The organism is Nocardioides sp. TRM66260-LWL (assembly GCF_020075545.1).
GTDB lineage: Bacteria > Actinomycetota > Actinomycetes > Propionibacteriales > Nocardioidaceae > Nocardioides.
The window spans coordinates 1272577-1288071 of sequence record NZ_JAIQZK010000001.1 but is presented as its reverse complement, the minus strand read 5'-3'; the positions used below and the strand labels follow the sequence as shown (position 1 = coordinate 1288071).

The window sequence follows — 15495 nt, the reverse complement described above, 5'->3', positions numbered from 1 at the left end:
CTCCTGGGGGCCTGGTCGGACGACGTCGTCCGGCCTCGCAGGTGGAACGAGTTCTACCCGAGTGCGTTACGGCCGCGGTCCCGTGGCCTCGTGCTCGTCGGGGACGAGCACGAGCTTGCCGTCGGTCGCGCCGGCTCGGCTCGCGATCTGGGCCTCGCCCGCCCGCTCGTACGGATAGGTGCGGCCGAGCAGGAGCTCGAAGCGGCCGGCGACGACGAGGTCGGCCACCCGGGCCAGGTCCTCGGCCCGGGGCGTCCCGCCTCCGGCGCTGAACCGGACGCCGTGTTCGGCCGCGCTCGGATCGGCGATCGTGACCACGCGTGCGGCGCTCCCGGTGAGCTCGACGAGGTCGCCGAGCGCACCGGACCCCGCGCAGTCCAGCGCTAGGTCGACGCCGTGCGGCGCGGCCTCCCGGACCCGCTCGACCAGGCGCTCGTCGGCCAGGACGGGCACGACTCCCCACCGCTCGAGCAGGGCGAGCTGCTCGGGACGCCGTACGGTGCCGACGACCGTCGCCCCGGCGGCGACGGCGAGCTGGGCGGCGGCGGCCCCCGCACTGCCGGCCGCCCCGTGGACGAGGAGCGTGTCCGTGGGGGTGACCCCGAGCTGCCCCAGCACGCGCGTGGCGGTCTCGCCGGCCACCGGCAGCGCTGCCGCGGCGATCCAGGACAGCCCGGCGGGCTTGGGCGCGAAGGTCGTCAGCACGGCGTGCTCGGCGAACCCCTCGACGGATAGGCCCAGGACCTCGTCGCCGATCGAGACGGACCCCACGCCCTCGCCCACCTCGTCCACGACCCCCGCGACCTCGAGCCCGCCGACGTGGGGGAGCGTGATCGGGAACGGCGCGTGCCCGCTGCGGATCTTCCAGTCGAGCGGGTTGACGCCGGCCGCCCGCACCCGGATCCGGACCTGGCCGGGCCCGGGACGCGGCTCGTCGATCTCGGCGATCCGCAGCACCTCGGGGCCGCCGAACCGCTCGACGACGATCGCCCTCATCGCGCACCCGCCGCGGCGTCGAGGAGGTGCGTGGCGAGGAATCCGCCGAGGTGGTCGGTCGCCCGCACGGCGGCCTCCAGCGAGGCGACGTTCGAGGTGAACACGTGGAGCATCCCCTCCCAGACGTGCAGGTCGACCTCCGCGCCGGCCTGCTCGGCGCGCTCGGCGTACCGGATCGCGTCGTCGAGCAGCACCTCGTCCGCCCCGACGTGGATCAGGATCGGCACCGGCGCCTCGAGCGGTCCGAACAGGGGCGAGGCGGCCGGCGTCGTCGGATCGGTGGCGACTAGATAGGCCGCAGCGGCCTCGGCGAGGCGCGTGCGATCGAGGAGCGGGTCGGCGTCCGCCCGCGTCGCGAGGCTCGCGCCGCTCAGGGAGAGATCGGTCCACGGCGAGACGACCGCGACGACGACGGGCGGCACCGCGCGGTCGCGCACCTGCGCGAGGAGTGCCAGGGCGAGCCCGCCGCCCGCGGAGTCGCCGGCGAGCGCGATGCGGGTGCGGCCCTGCGCGACGAGGGCGTCGTAGACGGCGACGGCGTCGTCGAGCGCGCCCGGGAAGGCGTTCTCGGGGGCGAGCGCGTAGTCGGGGGCGAAAGCGTCGACCCCGGCGCGGGCCGCGAGCTGGCCGACCGCGCCGCGATAGGCCTCGGCGCTGCCGAGCACGTAGCCGCCCCCGTGCAGGTAGAGCAGGGCCGTGTCGGTCGGTGCGCCCTCGACGCGCGACCACCAGCCCGGGACGCCTGCGAGCTCACCGGGCTCGTGGCGCGCGCCGTCGAGCGTCGGGGTGCGGGCGATCATCTCGTCGTACGCGGGGCGGCTCTCCGGTGCGAGTGGCAGCGCCGGCAGGGACGACAGCAGCTCACGGGTCGCGGCCATGACGGCGCGGTCCGGCTCGCTGAGCGGGTGGACGGTGGTGGGCATGACGGGCTCCCCGGGGTCGATGCTTCGATTTCGAAGCACTGTAGCGCTTCGAATTCGAAATGCATTCCCGGAGGCTCAGGTGTCGGCGCGCCGCGACGTCGAGCGCGGCGGGAGTGCGCGGATGCGGTCCCGGATGTGGCCCACGATGCGAGCGAGCGCCGCCACGTCGTCGTCCGGGAGGCCGTCGAACAGCAGCGAGCGGACGATCTCGACGTGACCCGGCAGCAAGCGGTCGAACTCGCGCCGTCCGGCCTCGGTGAGGTGCACGACGTTGCTGCGGTCGTCGTCGCGCGAGGCCGTCCGGGTGACGAGGCCCGCCGCCTCCAGCTTGCCCACCTGGTAGGTCAGCCCGCTGCGGCTGACCGCGACGCGGTCGGCGAGGTCGGTCATCCGCAGCCCGTCGTCCGATGCGCGTCTGAGGCGTCCGAGCATCTCGAACTGGAGGTACGACAGGGCGCCGCCCAGATCGGCGTCGAGTCGGAACCGCAGCTGGCCGGCGACCTCCATGATCGCGAGGTACGCCTCGATCTGGTCGTCGTCGAGGGGATCGGGTCGCGCCATGGGATCAGGCTACGAGCCCGAGGCCCTGCGCGGCTCCCGCGCGCCCGGAGGCGGAGGGAGCGGGAGCCGCGCGCCCCGGGCCAGGCGTGGGAGAGGCCCGGGGGATCTCCGGAGGGGCCTGCCTGCGTGGGAGGCAGTGCGACGACGGTACACCTGTCCACTGGGGAGGGTCACCTGGTCTGGTCCGGGGCCTCGCGCCGCAGCGATCCGCGCGGGCTCCGGCGGTCGATAGCGTGGGCGCGTGGAGCTGACCCGACGTGAGGACGTCAACCGCCGCATGCTCCGTGCCCGCGACGCGATGGACCGTCACTACGCCGAGCCGCTCGACGTGCCGGGCCTGGCCCGGATCGCCCACCTGTCGGCCTCGCAGTTCGGCCGGACGTTCAAGGACGTGTTCGGCGAGACCCCGTACCGCTACCTGCAGCGGCGGCGGATCGAGCGGGCGATGTCCCTGCTGCGGCAGACCGACCTGCCGGTCACCGACGTCGCCCGGGAGGTCGGCTTCGAGAGTCTCGGCAGCTTCAGCGCGACGTTCGCGCGGATCGTGGGGCGTCCGCCGTCGGAGTTCCGCGCCGCCCACGGCGCCCTGGCGGTGCCGTCGTGCTTCGTCGCGGCGTGGACGCGTCCGCGCGAGGCCGCGTCGAAGTCAGCGGTTTCGGAGAAGCGCGCCGGCCCCCGGCCTCAGTAGCGTCCGCGGCATGAACCACATCACCAGCCTGCACATCCGCTCGGTGCCCGTGCTCGACCAGGACGAGGCGCTCGACTTCTACACCACCCACCTCGGCTTCGAGCCGCGCGACGACGTCGACCTCGGCTTCATGCGCTGGCTCACCATCGGCATCCCGGGCCAGGACACCTCGCTCCTGCTGGAGCTCGTGGGCGGGCCGCAGCACGACCCGGCCACCGCAGCCCAGGTGCGGGAGCTGGTGACGAAGGGCGCGCTGGGCGGGACCTTCCTCCTCTCCGATGACGTGCACGCGACGTACGCCGCGCTGCGTGACGCCCGGGTGGAGATCACCCAGGAGCCGGTCGAGCAGCCGTACGGCACCGACATCGGCATCCGCGATCCCTTCGGCAACCACGTGCGGATCAGCCAGCCCGCCGCGGGCTGACCGACGGTCCGTCGGCGCCCCGGCGCCCCGGCGCCCCGGCGCCCCGGCGCTAGCCTCTGCCGCATGACCGCCTCGTCCCGCCTGGTCGACGCCTACCTGCGTGGCCTCGCCGACGGCGACGTCGACGCCGTCGTCGGTCTCTTCGCCGAGGACGGCATCGTGCACTCGCCGCTCTACGGCCCGGTGCCGGCCCGCCTCTTCTACCCGCGACTGTTCGCTGACACCGGCAGCGCCCGACTCACCCTGCGCTCGGTCATGACCGGGGTCGGGGCCGACGGCGCCGCCACCGTCGCGTTCTGGTTCCACTTCGACTGGCGTCTGCCGTCGGGTGCCGCCGCGCCCTTCGACGTCGTCGACGTCGCGACGCTCGACGCGGACGGACGCATCAGGACCCTGCACATCGTGTACGACACCGTCGACGTACGGCCCGCCTTCGAGGCGGAGACCGGGAAGGCGTCGTGGAGGGCGGGCGCGGACTCCTGACGAGGGGCGTGTGTGAGTCGGGGGAGTCGGCTTGCGCCTCCGCTGACGACTCAGCCATACTTGACTCAACGTCCGTTGAGCGATCGGTGTGGGGAGTCGGATGGAGACGGATCTGCGCGTCGCGCGGCTGGCCGCGCTGGCCGATCCGACCCGCCTGCGCATCGCCGACCACCTGCACGGGGGCGACGTGTCGCCCTCGGAGCTGGCGGCGGCGCTCGACGTCCCATCGAACCTGCTCGCGCACCACCTCGCCGCCCTCGAGCGGGCCGGCGTCGTCACGCGGCACCGCTCGCACGCCGACCGGCGGCGCACGTACCTGCACCTGGAGCAGACGGCGCTGCTCGGCCTGCTGCCCGACGGCACCGCGCCGCGCCGACGCCCGTCCCGGGTGGTGTTCGTGTGCACGGCGAACTCGGCGCGGTCCCAGCTCGCGGCGGCGCTGTGGCCGCTGGCCAGCGACCTGCCCGTGGTCTCGGCCGGCACCCGGCCCTCGCGCGGCGTCGCGGAGGGGGCGATCGCCGCGGCGCGACGCCATCGGCTCGACCTCACCGGCGCGGTGCCGCAGCCGATCGACGGCGTGCTGCGCGACGGAGACCTCGTCGTCACGGTCTGCGACGCCGCCCATGAGGAGCTCAGCGAGATCCACCGCCGTGCCGCCGGGGTGCGCCTCGCGCAGCTGCGGCACTGGTCGCTGCCCGACCCGGTGGCCGACGGCTCCCAGCGAGCGTTCGACGCCACCGTCGGCGACCTCGCCGAGCGCATCGCGCACCTCGCCGCCCAGCTCGACGAGCCCTCGTCGTGAGCCCGACCACCCAGCCCAGGAGCCTGCCCGTGACCGCCCCACCGCTCGTCCGTCGCCTCGTCGCCGAGGCCCTCGGCACCGCCCTGCTCGTCGCGATCGTGGTCGGCTCCGGCATCGCCGCCCAGCGGCTCTCGCCGGACGACGTGGGGTTGCAGCTGCTGGAGAACTCCACCGCGACCGTCCTCGGGCTGACCGTGCTGATCCTGATGCTCGGGCCCGTCTCCGGCGCCCACTTCAACCCGGTCGTCTCGGCTGCCGACTGGCTGCTCGGACGCCGCTCCGGCACCGGGCTCCCCGGAGCCGAGGTTCCGGCCTGCGCGGCGGCGCAGACCCTCGGCGGCGTCGTCGGGGCGATCCTCGCGAACCTGATGTTCGACCTCGACGCCGTCTCCGTCGCCACCACCGACCGCACCGGAGCCCACCTGCTGCTGGCCGAGGTCGTCGCCACAGCGGGCCTGGTCGCGCTGGTCTTCGCGCTCGCCCGCACCGGCCGAGGGGCGCTCGCCGCGCCGGCGGTCGGTGCGTACATTGGCGCCGCCTACTGGTTCACCGCCAGCACCTCGTTCGCCAACCCCGCCGTCACGATCGGACGCATGTTCTCCGACACCTTCGCCGGCATCGACCCGGGCTCGGTGCCGGGCTTCGTCGCCGCGCAGGTGGTCGGCGCGGGCGTCGGCCTCGCGCTCGTCCGCTACCTCTACCCCGACGTCGCCACCACCGCCGACAGCGCCGACGACGTCGTCCTCCCGCACCATGACAGGAGCACTCCGTGACCACAGCCCAGTCCGACGCCACCGGGCACGTGCCCACCGTCGTCTACGCCTGCCGCGCCAACGGAGGACGGTCGGTGGCGTCCCGGCTGCTCACCGAGCACTACGCCCAGGGCCGCGTCATCGCGCTCTCCGCCGGCACCACGCCGGGCGACCACATCCACCCCGAGGTGGCGCGGGTCCTGGCGGAGCTCGGGCTCGACACCTCGCGCGAGCGGCCGAAGCTGCTGACGGCGGAGATGATCGCCGCCTCCGACCTGGCCATCACCCAGGGCTGCGGCGAGAGCTGCCCCTACGTCCCCGGCGCCACGTATCGCGACTGGCCCCTGGACGACCCGAAGAACCAGGACGACGCGACGGTGCGCCGCATCGTCGCCGACATCGACCGGCGCGTGCGCGACCTCGTCCGCGAGCTCGCGCCGGACCACGAGATGCCGCCCTCGCTGCTCGGGAACGGCTGACGATCCGCTGTGCCGATCGGCACGTCTAGACCTCCCTTGAGTTCAACTGATTGATCGTTCATCTTTGTGCTCGCCCTCCCCGGCCACCCGTTCTAGGCTCCGCCTGTCACGGCGAGGTCGTCGAGGGCGTCGAGTCGGGGGGGCGGTGCACCGTCCACCGACGGCGAGGCCCGGCGTCGCGCTGCCGCGCAGGACAGCGCGACGGCACGGCCCCCCGCCGCGGCGGCGCGGTCGCCCCCACCTGGGGAGGCGGGAGTCTGCGACCCGCTGCCGCTCGACGGGTCGTCGCGCCGTGCCCGCGTCGAAGACCTGGGCTCTCGTCCGGGACCTCCTGGACACGGTCGCCGGGCATGGGACGACCGCGCATCGACCAGTCACCGTTCACATGAGGGCGGCCGTCGGCGTCCGCTCGTGTCTGCAGGCGGGCGACGTGGGTGGCAGGATCAGGCAATGCCGCCGGACGAGGACCGCCCATGAGCTCGCTCCCGCTCATCGACATCGCGATCGAGGTGTTCGAGCTGCTGGTCGCACACCCGATCCAGCGCTGCCGGGCTCGGCGGCTCCTGCGCGGGATGGCGCCCTGCGTGCTGGCCTATCCTTCGTCGGGCAGGGTCATGCCGGGGCAGCGGTGGGCCGGCGTCGCCACCTTCGAACGCGGCCGGATACGGGCGGCGGGCTGGCAGATCGATGTGCTCTCCGTGGATCGAGCGGGGGCTCACCGCGTGCAGCCCGGAGCGGACGACTCCCGCATGGTCTTCAGTCCTCGCGAGCGGGTCTACACCGTGGCCACGACGTCGGGGACCGTCGAGCTGACGCTGATCGAGCGCTATGCGGACCGGACGCTCGACCTGCTCTGAAGGTCACGCCGTGGGAACGGGCGGCGGCCCGGACGCGGCCCCTCAACGCGAAACCGGCTCTGACCTGCGATAACTCGCTGATCAGAGCCGGTTCGTTCGGTCGGGCTGACAGGATTTGAACCTGCGACCCCTTGACCCCCAGAGCGGCTTAGGCACGGGGCGAGAGCTCCATTTCGAGCATGTGCGCTTACGCCATTCTCGTCAAGTGATCTGAGGTGATCTCCGATCACCTGCTTTGCTCCATGGATTGCTCCATACGCGACGCCCCGGGCGCCCCGAGCATTCGGTATGGCGGAAGGAATGGCGGGGTCGTCAGGCCGGCGGGTGGTAGCCCGAGCCGTCGAGGTCGGGGGAGTCGACGGCCGCCTTGAAGTCGATGGTGAAGTCCGGGCTGCGCAGGACGGTGGTGTGCTCGACCTCGGGGCTCCCGAGGATGTTGGTCTCGATCCAGTCCCAGCTGGGCGCGCTGACGAAGCAGCTGAAGTGGGTGTAGCTGGAGACCACGGCCTGCTGGTTCCACCGGGAGAACAGGCGCTTCTCGACGTCGTAGACCGGGTCGTCGGGGTCGCGCAGCGTGCCGGCCGGTGGCGGGGTCGAGGGCATGAACAGCTCGACCTCGACGATGAACTGGGGCTCGAGCGCGACGACGCCGACGATGCGACCAGAGATGTCGAACTCGACGACGTCGCCGGGACCGAGGGGGAGGAAGGTCAGGTGGCGCTTGAGCTCGGCGGTGCCGTTGACGGTGGCAGTGGCGTCGGTGAGCACGTCGACCTCGACCGGCTCGGGCGGCATGGAGTAGCCGGACGCCGCGGAGTAGGCGACGAAGAGGGTGGCGGTCATGAGTCGTCCCGGAGGTCGTAGAGGGTCTGGGTGGCGGTGGAGGCGGTGACGATGGGGCTGTTCAGGTGATACCAGACCACCTGCTCAACGCGCGTTGCCGCCTCGCCGAACAGGGCGAGCGCGCCGAGCGCCGGCGTTGAGACGATGGGCCGCTCGTACAGCATGAGGGCCATGCGGGAGGGCAGCGCCGGGCAGTGCGGGAGGATCTCGGTGCCGTCGTGCAGGAGGTGCCCGAGCAGGGCGTGGGTGTCGTCGGCGGAGAGGCCGGAGACGAGGTACTCAGGCTCGCCCGTGAGCCATCGACCGACGGTGTAGCCGTAGGGCGGGAACTCGCCGCTGGCGTACTGGATGAAGGGGCCGCGGTCGAGCAGCTGGTGCCACATCTGGGCGTGCAGGTCCTGCATCTGGGTTGCCTCGCTAACTAGCGTTGAAGGGGTGGATGGAGAGCTGGAGCTCGAGCGCCTGGGCCTGGTGCCAACGGACGTTCGAGAGTTCGTGATCGACCGGGACCAGTCGTGCTGTCGCGTGTGCGGGCGGTACGTGGAGACGCCGGCGCTGCACCACATCGAGTACCGCTCCGAGGGCGGGCTGGACGTGCCGAGCAACCTCGTGGTGGTGGGCTGGCTGCCCGGCCACGACTGCCACCTGGACGTGGTGCACCGGAGCAAGCGGATCTGGCAGCCGGTGCTGCGGCGGGTCGCTCAGCACCCGGGCATCACGGCACTCCAGGCGCGCCGCTGGGGCGTCGCGTAGTCGGCTGAAAACTCGGCGACAAGGAGGTCGAGGTCTCGCTACGGTCGCTGATCGTGACTACCTGCGCCGTGCGACCGGCACAACAAGAGGATTGGCCCGCCATCTCGGCGATCGCTCTGTCGAACGACATGTTCGTTCCCGAGGAGCTCGAGGACTTGCAAAGCACCTTCGAGCGGTGGATCGAGGAGCCGACGTCGGACTCCACTTGGCTCGTCGCGACTCCCTCGAGCGATCCTCACGCCGTCCAGGCCGCGGCGTATGTCTCCGCTGAGGCCTTTGCCGACCGCATCTGGAATCTTCTGTTCCTCGCAGTGGATCCGACGTGCCACGGAAGCGGCCTTGGAACCGCTTTGATCTCGACCGTCGAGGAGCAACTCCGCGACGCTGGAGAGGGCATCGCACGGTGCCTGATCGTGGAGACGTCGTCCGGGAGTGGCTACGCCGAGGCACAGCGCTTCTACCTCGCTCGAGGCTTCGATGAGGAGGCTCGCATTCGGCAGTTCTACGGACCCGACGAGGACAAGATCGTCTTCTGGAAAGCGCTGCTCTAGCCGCCCACGAACGCGGTCAGCGTCTCGGGCTCGTCGGGTGGCCGCCGGCCGCGACGACGCCGACCTTGCCGGCTGCGGGGGCGTGGGGGAATGGCGGACGGAATGGTTCATGGACGTCTCCCAATGAGCGATCACGGGCCTCTGGAGGACCCTCTGAGACCACCCTGGCGAGCGGCGCAAGAGAGGTTTGCTCCAAATTTGCTCCATGAGCGCCGGTCGTAGTGACAACGGTTCTCATCTGCGGAGCTCGTCCCGGGAAGCAAAAAGCTCCCCTGACCTGCGGTTATGCAGATCAGAGGAGCTTCTCGGTTCGGTCGGGCTGACAGGATTTGAACCTGCGACCCCTTGACCCCCAGTCAAGTGCGCTACCAAGCTGCGCCACAGCCCGAACGCCGCCCCGGAGGGCAGCGCGTGAACACTACAACAGGCGGACCGGGGGCCCGGAATCGGCCCGCATCAGCAGCAACGCGACGACGTCCGGTGCTCGCGCAGGTGGGCGCGGTGCCGCTCGAACGCACGGCGGGACAGCGGCGTCACGCCGTTCCGCCGACAGGCGGCGACGTGCTCGTCGTAGCGCGCCTCGCCGGTGACGGCTCGCAGGTACCAGCGCATGCCGGCCAGGACGCGTCTCATCGGGGGCTCCCGGCGCCACTGGCGGCGGGCGGGCGCTGCTCGGCCTCCCGCGCCGCGAGCGCGGCCCGCTCGGCCGGCGTGGCGACGAAGTCGGCCGGGGCGACGATGCGCGACGGCACCGCGGGCACCTCAGTGGTGGGCAGTCCGCCGGCCCGGAGCCCCCGGACGACGACCACCGCGGCGTTGGCCACGACGAGCAGCACCAGCACGGCGAAGACGGCCTGGATGACGCCGTTGGTCACCGAGTTGCGGATGACCACGTCGAGGTCGTCCACGGTCTTCGCGGGGGCGAGCAGCTGACCGGCGTCGCGGGCGGTGCGGTACTTGTCGGCCTGGGCGAAGTACCCGATGGCGGGGTCGGCGGAGAACACCTTCTGCCACGACGCCGTCAGCGTGACGACGAGGTCCCACGCCAGCGGCACGCCGGGCACCCATGTGTACCGGGCCCTGCCGTGCTTGACGAGCAGCGTCACGCACAGGGTCAGGGCGATCGCGGCGAGCAGCTGGTTGGAGATGCCGAAGAGCGGATAGAGCTGGTTGATCCCGCCCAGCGGGTCGGAGACGCCGACGTAGAGCATGTAGCCCCAGGCGCCGACCACGGCGGCGGAGGCGGTCCAGGCGGCAGGGCGCCACGTGACGTCGCCGAACCGCGGCCAGACGTTGCCGACGGTGTCCTGCAGCATGAACCGCCCGACCCGGGTGCCGGCGTCGACGGCGGTGAGGATGAACAGCGCCTCGAACATGATCGCGAAGTGGTACCAGAAGGCGGCGAGCCCGCCGCCGAAGGCGCTGGAGAACACCTGCGAGAGCCCGACGGCGAGCGTCGGCGCGCCCCCGGTGCGGGAGATGAGCGTCTGCTCCTCCACGGCCCGCGCGGCGGCCGCGAGCTGGTCGGGGGAGATCGGGTAGCCGAGGCCGGCGACGAACTGCGCGGCCTGGTCGACGGTGCCGCCGGTGAGCCCGACGGGCGAGTTGAGGGAGAAGTAGAGCCCCTGGTCGATGACGCAGGCGGCGATCAGGGCTCCGATCGCGACGAACGACTCCAGCAGCATCCCGCCGTAGCCGATCATCCGCACCTGGCCCTCCTTGGCCAGCATCTTCGGCGTGGTGCCCGAGGCGATGAGCGCGTGGAACCCCGAGAGCGCGCCGCAGGCGATCGTGATGAACGCGAACGGGAACAGCTTGCCCGCGAAGACCGGGCCGTTGCCCGCGGTGGCGAACGGCGTGACGGCGTCGGCCTGCAGCGACGGGTGGGCGACCAGCAGCGCTACGGCGAGCAGTGCGATGACCCCGACCTTCATGAACGTCGAGAGGTAGTCGCGCGGGGTCAGCAGCATCCACACCGGCAGCACCGAGGCGAGGAAGCCGTAGCCGACGAGCAGCAGGGTCAGCGTCTCCTTCGACAGCGTCAGCGGCCCCTCGAGGCCGAGCTGCTCGACGTACCCGCCGCCGACGATCGCCGCCAGCAGCAGGACGACGCCCAGCGCCGTGGTCTCGAGCACGCGTCCGGGGCGCAGCACCCGCAGGTAGAGACCCATGAAGAGCGCGATCGGGATGGTCAGCCCGATCGAGAAGACGCCCCACGGCGACTCGGCCAGCGCGTTGACGACGACCAGGGCGAGCACCGCCAGCAGGATCACCATGATCGCGAAGACCGCGACCAGGGCGGCCGTGCCGCCGACGACGCCGATCTCGCGGCGGATCATCTGGCCCAGCGACGTGCCGTCACGGCGCACCGAGAACAACAGGACGACCATGTCCTGCACCGCGCCGGCCAGCACGACGCCGACGATGATCCAGATCGTGCCGGGCAGGTAGCCCATCTGCGCGGCGAGCACCGGGCCGACGAGCGGCCCCGCGCCGGCGATCGCGGCGAAGTGGTGCCCGAAGAGCACCCGCCGATCGGTCACCTCGAAGTCGACGCCGTCGGCCAGCCGTTCGGCCGGCGTCGCCCGGCTGTCGTCGACCTCGAGCACGCGCCGCGCGATCCAGCGGGCGTAGAAGCGGTACGCGATCGCGTAGGTGCAGAGGGCGGCGAACAGGATCCAGAGCGCCGAGACGTCCTCGCCGCGAGCCAGGGCGAGGACCGCCCAGGACACGCCGCCGAGCAGGGCAACCAGGATCCAGATCAGCGTCGAGCGCCAGCGGGGCGCCCCCGGTGGCGCCACCGGCGGTGCGGGCAGGGTCGTCGAGGGACCGGACATGGGCTCACTCCCGAGATGGTGGACACGTCGTCCCCACCCTGCCACCGGGCTGCGACCGCCGTCACACCCGGAGCATCCCGGCCAGCCCCTCGGGTGGTCGACGGCGGTGCGGCGAGTGCCACGATCGTGGCATGTCGATCCTGCACCGGGCCACGATCACGCCGACCAAGGCCGAGGTGCTCGCCACCGTCCTCGGACGCGATCTGCCGCTCCTCGGCGCCTACCGGCTCGACGACCCGGCCGGCGAGGTCGGCGTCGAGGGCTACCTGCTGCAGGACGCCGACGCGGTCGTCCACGTCGTGCTCTCCTACCGCGGCGCACCCCTGGAGGGCGTCGCGGAGGTCGCGACGATGCAGCACAGCGTGCTCGGCAGCCGCTGGATCTACCGCGGCGGCGACGACCCGGTCGCCCGCGCGTGCGTCGCCGCCGCGCTCGCCGGCACCCAGGAGCAGGCGGTCGAGGAGGTCTACGACGGCGACGAGCTCGTGCTGCGACGCGAGCCGACCGTGCGGATCGCGCGGGTCGCGGGCTCCGCCGACGTCTCGGGCTCGGAGCTCGAGGCCGAGGAGGGCGAGCCGCAGCTGCTCGACGTCGTCGCCTCGGACGCCGGTGGTCGCACCCACCTGCGGGCCACCTGGGACGGCGGCTCGGGCGTCGTCGCGCTGCTCGGCTGAGGGTTCCTGTCCGGGAACGTCCGGGAACGTCCGGAGCCGCGCTCAGCACCTGGGAGATCGGTCTAGACGCCTGCGTCGAAGCCCTGTGCGATGGGTTCCGCAGCACTACGTTTCGGGTCGCTCCCATCGCGGACGACCCCCGACGTGCCGCGACCACGCAGACCCCCACCCCGAGGTGCCCCGTGCTCCATGCTCGCTCCCGTGCCAGCGCCATCGCGGTCAGCATGATGATCGTGCTCGCCCTGTTCGCTCTCCTCCAGAGCCCCGCTCAGGCGGCTGCTCCCATCGACGACGAGGGCTGTCGTGCGAACGTCCTCCCCGCGAACGACGACGGCTCGTCGAGCAACGTCCAGCTGCCGTTCGAGCTCGACTTCTACGGCCACCGCTACCAGTCGCTCTGGGTGAACAACAACGGCAACGTCACCTTCGACCGACCGCTGTCGACCTACGTCCCGTTCGACCTCAGTCGCACCTCTCAGGTGATCATCGCGCCGTTCTTCGGTGACGTGGACACGCGAGGCGACCTCGGCCAGGTCACCTACGGGAACGCCACCTACCGCGGTCGCACTGCGTTCTGCGTGACGTGGAAGGACGTCGGCTACTACAACGTGGGTGGCGATCGTCGAAACACCTTCCAGCTCCTGCTCGTCGAGCAGCCCTCGGGCTTCGACGTCGTGTTCCGCTACGACCGGATCGAGTGGGAGCTCGGCCAGGCCAGTGGAGGCGCATCCGCGCACGCTGGATTCTCCAACGGAGATCCCGACCGCTCGCTGGAGCTCGCCGGCTCCGGACAGCGCGGCGCCTTCCTCGACGGCGGGCCGCTGAGTCTGGCGGCGCGCTCGTTCAACAGCACCGAAGCGGGCGAGTTCGTGTTCCCGATCCGCAACGGCTGCACGAGCAACGACCCCCGCAACGTGCCCGCCGGCTTCGGCTGCGCCTCCAACTGGTGGGAGTGGCCCGACACCGACGACGACGGCCTGCCTGACAAGTGGGAGACCGACGGCGTGTGGGTCAACGACCGCTACGTCGACCTCGCTGCGGCGGGGGCTCGGGTCGGTCGCACCGATGCGTTCGTGTACGTCGACACCGTCCGGGGCGAGCGCTGGAACGCACGGATCCAAGGCATGATCGTGCGCGCCTTCTCGACCGCGCCCGTCCCTGGCGGGATCGCTGTGCACTTCGTCGAGCACCGGGGAGTCCTCGACCGGAGCCAGGTCCCTGATCGTGTCGAGGCGACCCGCGCCTTCTTCGGGGCAGTCAAGTCGGCCGCCCCGAATCAGGGGGGGAGCTCGTTCAACGCCTCCGGATGGGCACGCAGTGCCTCGACCCCACAGCTCGCCAAGTACGTGTGCGCGTGTCCGAACCACGTGGACGGGCTTGGGACCGGCGGAGAGGCGGCTGGGATCCTCGCCGACGATCTCGTCGTGACGATGGACGAGCCCACGTGGCGGGAGGAGATGCGACGCGAGGCGGGCACTCCGGCGATCACGAGCGGCACGCTTCGCTCGTACCTGGACGACCGCATCAACGCCATCACGGCGATGCACGAGCTCGGACATCTGTACGGACTCCGGCATCACGGCGCCGAGGACGACCCGGCCGGCGACCACGACTACCGCAGCATCATGTCCTACGCGTACAACGCGGCTGGTGTCCCGAGTGCGTCCGGCCAGGGGACCGTGTGGCGCATCGACTTCAGCCGCGAGCGGGCGGTGAACCTCGACTGGCGGTTGCGTGCACGCGATCCGCAGAACCCGGCGGGCGCGCTGACCCTGGTGGTCGGCAGCAACGGCGAACGTGGTGACTTCTACACGGTCGCCGACGACTTCACCGAGCCGGAGGCCTCCGTCGGCAGCGAGGCTCCGATCCAGGAGCTCGTCGCGCTCTCTGGTGCTGGGGCGGAGATCCGGAGCTACCTCGAGCAGCTCGACGAAGGTGACATCGAGACCTTCCCGGGTGAGCTCGACGCGACTACGACGTCGCTGGCCCCGGTGTCGTCGCGCGTGTTCGGCGGGTCCTTCACGCTCAGGGCCTCGGTGGTCCGTGCTGCAGGCGGACAGCCCCAGGGCGAGGTTGCGTTCTACGAGCGCGTGAACGATCGCGACGTCCCGCTCGGGCGTGCTGCGCTCGTGGATGGTGCGGCTCGACTCGCGGGCGTTCGACTGCACGCGGGCTCGCACAACGTGTTCGCCGTCTACGAAGGCGATGCCGCCTCTGACGGGTCGGTCTCACCGACGATCCTCGTCGTCATCGCACCGCGCTCGGTGACGGTCACGCCCAGTGGCGAGCGGGTCTACGGCGAGACCGCGACGCGGTTCACGCCGTCGGCGACGACGCCGGACGACGTCGCGCTGACGGGCAGCCTCGACTGCGCCCGGATCGGTGGCGGCCGGGCCGTCGGCGACCCGCTGGCAGCCGGGTCCTACCGTCTCGTCGGCAGCTCGTGCAGCGGCGTCAGCCTCACGGGCTCGGCGGCGTCGGACTACCGGGTGACCTACCGCAACGGCGACCTCGTCGTCCGCAAGGCGCCGAACACGGTCACGACCAGCTCGACGTCGCGAGCCGTGAGCCTGCTGCAGCTCGCCGTCACGTACACGACCACCGTGCGCAGCGCGGTGACCGGACGGCCGATCGCGGGCGTGCCGGTGCGCGTGCAGCCCTCGGGACGTCCGGCCTCCGCGGCCTGCGACGCCGTGACCGATCGCCACGGCGTGGCCACCTGCCGCGGCGACCTGCTCTCGGCCTCGCCCGACGGCGGGTTCACCGCCTCGGTGCCCGAGCGCGCGAACTACCTGGCCGGCTCGGCCCAGGGGAGCACGCCGCTGGTCTGACTGGGACGTCTCGGGGATCCCGGGCAGCTGGGACGGGGGCG

General features: G+C 71.9%; 18 protein-coding genes and 1 tRNA gene. 11 read left to right on the top strand and 8 right to left on the bottom strand.

Annotated features, from left to right (window positions below; genetic code table 11):
• Nucleotides 1-66: 66 nt before the first annotated feature.
• The 3 genes from K8Z61_RS06210 to K8Z61_RS06200 form a co-directional block, all read right to left on the bottom strand.
• Nucleotides 67-996 carry an NADP-dependent oxidoreductase gene (locus K8Z61_RS06210; RefSeq protein WP_224127475.1) on the bottom strand — a complete coding sequence of 310 codons (930 nt, stop codon included), beginning with the start codon at nt 994-996 and terminating at the stop codon, nt 67-69.
• On the bottom strand, nt 993-1919 hold the full coding sequence (locus K8Z61_RS06205) for an alpha/beta hydrolase fold domain-containing protein (RefSeq protein WP_224127473.1): 927 nt from the start codon (nt 1917-1919) through the stop codon (nt 993-995). The genes K8Z61_RS06210 and K8Z61_RS06205 overlap by 4 nt, the downstream gene beginning before the upstream one ends.
• A gap of 75 nt (nt 1920-1994) precedes the next feature.
• Nucleotides 1995-2480 (bottom strand): MarR family winged helix-turn-helix transcriptional regulator, encoded by a 486-nt coding sequence (locus K8Z61_RS06200; RefSeq protein ID WP_224127472.1) that lies wholly within the window; start codon nt 2478-2480, stop codon nt 1995-1997.
• A gap of 241 nt (nt 2481-2721) precedes the next feature.
• Here K8Z61_RS06200 and K8Z61_RS06195 point away from each other — a divergent pair, with 241 nt between their 5' ends.
• The 7 genes from K8Z61_RS06195 (at nt 2722) to K8Z61_RS06165 (ending at nt 6965) form a co-directional block, all read left to right on the top strand.
• Complete coding sequence (locus tag K8Z61_RS06195) at nt 2722-3168, top strand: helix-turn-helix domain-containing protein (RefSeq protein ID WP_224127471.1); 447 nt, start codon at nt 2722-2724, stop codon at nt 3166-3168.
• 10 nt (nt 3169-3178) lie between these two features.
• Complete coding sequence (locus K8Z61_RS06190) at nt 3179-3592, top strand: VOC family protein (protein ID WP_224127470.1); 414 nt, start codon at nt 3179-3181, stop codon at nt 3590-3592.
• Nucleotides 3593-3655: 63 nt separating this feature from the next.
• A complete protein-coding gene (locus K8Z61_RS06185) occupies nt 3656-4075 on the top strand; it encodes a nuclear transport factor 2 family protein (RefSeq protein ID WP_224127469.1) in 420 nt (139 codons plus the stop codon).
• 100 nt (nt 4076-4175) lie between these two features.
• The gene (locus K8Z61_RS06180) at nt 4176-4877 is read left to right on the top strand and encodes a helix-turn-helix domain-containing protein (RefSeq protein WP_224127468.1); all 702 of its coding nucleotides are present in this window, start codon (nt 4176-4178) and stop codon (nt 4875-4877) included.
• Nucleotides 4878-4906: 29 nt separating this feature from the next.
• Nucleotides 4907-5650 carry an MIP/aquaporin family protein gene (locus tag K8Z61_RS06175; RefSeq protein WP_224127466.1) on the top strand — a complete coding sequence of 248 codons (744 nt, stop codon included), beginning with the start codon at nt 4907-4909 and terminating at the stop codon, nt 5648-5650.
• Nucleotides 5647-6108, top strand: coding sequence for a low molecular weight phosphatase family protein (locus tag K8Z61_RS06170; RefSeq protein WP_224127464.1), 462 nt, complete (start codon nt 5647-5649; stop codon nt 6106-6108). The genes K8Z61_RS06175 and K8Z61_RS06170 overlap by 4 nt, the downstream gene beginning before the upstream one ends.
• A gap of 473 nt (nt 6109-6581) precedes the next feature.
• Complete coding sequence (locus K8Z61_RS06165; RefSeq protein ID WP_224127462.1) at nt 6582-6965, top strand: hypothetical protein; 384 nt, start codon at nt 6582-6584, stop codon at nt 6963-6965.
• 312 nt (nt 6966-7277) lie between these two features.
• On the opposite strand, the gene K8Z61_RS06160 is transcribed toward K8Z61_RS06165, so the two are convergent.
• Nucleotides 7278-7808: a hypothetical protein gene (locus tag K8Z61_RS06160; protein WP_224127461.1), complete on the bottom strand. Its 531-nt coding sequence runs from the start codon at nt 7806-7808 to the stop codon at nt 7278-7280.
• Complete coding sequence (locus tag K8Z61_RS06155) at nt 7805-8212, bottom strand: DUF4262 domain-containing protein (RefSeq protein WP_224127459.1); 408 nt, start codon at nt 8210-8212, stop codon at nt 7805-7807. Before K8Z61_RS06155 ends, K8Z61_RS06160 begins: the two co-directional genes overlap by 4 nt.
• A gap of 31 nt (nt 8213-8243) precedes the next feature.
• On the opposite strand from K8Z61_RS06155, the gene K8Z61_RS06150 reads away from it, so the two are divergent.
• A complete protein-coding gene (locus K8Z61_RS06150; protein ID WP_224127457.1) occupies nt 8244-8561 on the top strand; it encodes an HNH endonuclease in 318 nt (105 codons plus the stop codon).
• A 53-nt stretch (nt 8562-8614) separates the two neighbouring features.
• Nucleotides 8615-9112 (top strand): GNAT family N-acetyltransferase, encoded by a 498-nt coding sequence (locus K8Z61_RS06145; RefSeq protein ID WP_224127455.1) that lies wholly within the window; start codon nt 8615-8617, stop codon nt 9110-9112.
• A 314-nt stretch (nt 9113-9426) separates the two neighbouring features.
• On the opposite strand, the gene K8Z61_RS06140 is transcribed toward K8Z61_RS06145, so the two are convergent.
• The 3 genes from K8Z61_RS06140 to K8Z61_RS06130 form a co-directional block, all read right to left on the bottom strand.
• Nucleotides 9427-9500, bottom strand: a tRNA-Pro gene (locus K8Z61_RS06140).
• 68 nt (nt 9501-9568) lie between these two features.
• Entirely contained in the window at nt 9569-9745 is a 177-nt protein-coding gene (locus tag K8Z61_RS06135; protein ID WP_224127454.1) for a CstA-like transporter-associated (seleno)protein, read from the bottom strand.
• The gene (locus K8Z61_RS06130) at nt 9742-11949 is read right to left on the bottom strand and encodes a carbon starvation CstA family protein (protein WP_224127452.1); all 2208 of its coding nucleotides are present in this window, start codon (nt 11947-11949) and stop codon (nt 9742-9744) included. The genes K8Z61_RS06135 and K8Z61_RS06130 overlap by 4 nt, the downstream gene beginning before the upstream one ends.
• A gap of 131 nt (nt 11950-12080) precedes the next feature.
• On the opposite strand from K8Z61_RS06130, the gene K8Z61_RS06125 reads away from it, so the two are divergent.
• Complete coding sequence (locus K8Z61_RS06125) at nt 12081-12623, top strand: maltokinase N-terminal cap-like domain-containing protein (protein ID WP_224127451.1); 543 nt, start codon at nt 12081-12083, stop codon at nt 12621-12623.
• Between the two features lie 233 nt (nt 12624-12856).
• The gene (locus K8Z61_RS06120; RefSeq protein WP_224127450.1) at nt 12857-15454 is read left to right on the top strand and encodes a nidogen-like domain-containing protein; all 2598 of its coding nucleotides are present in this window, start codon (nt 12857-12859) and stop codon (nt 15452-15454) included.
• Nucleotides 15455-15495: the final 41 nt, after the last annotated feature.